The sequence below is a fragment of the Parasphingomonas zepuensis genome (assembly GCF_036663735.1).
Taxonomy (GTDB): domain Bacteria; phylum Pseudomonadota; class Alphaproteobacteria; order Sphingomonadales; family Sphingomonadaceae; genus Sphingomonas.
The window spans coordinates 1-1086 of the sequence record NZ_JAXOJO010000073.1; the positions used below are offsets into that span (position 1 = coordinate 1).

Genomic DNA, 1086 nt, shown 5'->3' on the forward strand with positions numbered 1-1086 from the left:
TAACCGCCCGGCGCACCGTTCGCGATGCAATAGAGCAGCCCTGCGGCAACCAGCCCGCCCACGACCTGTGCGGCGATATAGAGCGGGATATCCTTGCCCGCGAAGCGTCCGCCCGCCCACAGGCCGACCGTCACTGCCGGGTTCAGGTGACAGCCCGAAATATGCCCGATCGAATACGCCATGGTCAGCACGGTCAGCCCGAATGCGAGGCTGACGCCCAGCAGCCCGATCCCAACCTCAGGAAACGCCGCCGCCAGCACCGCGCTGCCGCAGCCCCCGAAAACCAGCCAGAATGTGCCGATCAGTTCAGCCAGCCCGCGTTGCAAATTGGTCATCATGCCCCTCTCATATTCGTTGATCGAACACGCCGGGCTACGCGGCCGGGGGCAGCCTAGAACCCGTTTCGCCAGTGTAAAGACCTAGCGGTGCGCAGCACGCCGCAAGCGATCCGTGATTGCGATGCCGAGCCCCAGCTCGGGTATCGGCGCGACGGCGATGGTCGCGCGGTCAGTCGCATCCGCTCGGTGCAACGCGTCGAACAGCCGTGCAGCCGCTTCGGACAGATCGCCCGACGCAGAGAGCGTATCATCCCCGGCAATATCGCCGAACCCGATCAGCCACTCGCCCTCGCGCGCATCAATAGCATCCAGCCGCAGCGGTTTGGACGGGGCATAATGGCTGGCCAACTGCCCCGGCGCTTCGACCGCATCCCCCGCCGCACTCAGCCAGCGCCCGATCTCGCGTTCGATCGCCTCCGCCGCAATCGGGCCGGGTCGCAGCAACCGCGCCGTGCCGCCCAGTGCCACGATCGTCGATTCGATTCCCCCGCTGGTCGGCCCGTCATCGACGATCAGCGGGATGCGCCCGCCCAGGCTGGCTGCGACGTGCGCCGCGCGCGTCGGGCTGATCGACCCGCTGGCGTTCGCCGATGGCGCGGCAAGGGGAACGCCAGTCGCCGCCAGCAATGCCTGCATCGCGCGGTGCTGTGGCACGCGAATCGCCGCCGTCTTCAGCCCCGCCGTCACCAGTCCGGCAATCGCCGCACCGGGCCGGTTCGGCAGCACCAATGTCAGCGGACCCGGCCAG

Annotated in this window: 2 protein-coding genes; both read right to left on the reverse strand. The window is 68.1% G+C overall.

Translation table 11 applies throughout. From position 1 onward, the window contains the following. On the reverse strand, positions 1 to 335 hold a 335-nt coding region (locus U1769_RS25340), incomplete at its 3' end, for an aquaporin (RefSeq protein WP_332720920.1). A gap of 84 nt (positions 336 to 419) precedes the next feature. Next, the coding region (locus tag U1769_RS25345; RefSeq protein WP_332720921.1) for an L-threonylcarbamoyladenylate synthase at positions 420 to 1086 on the reverse strand (667 nt) is incomplete at its 5' end.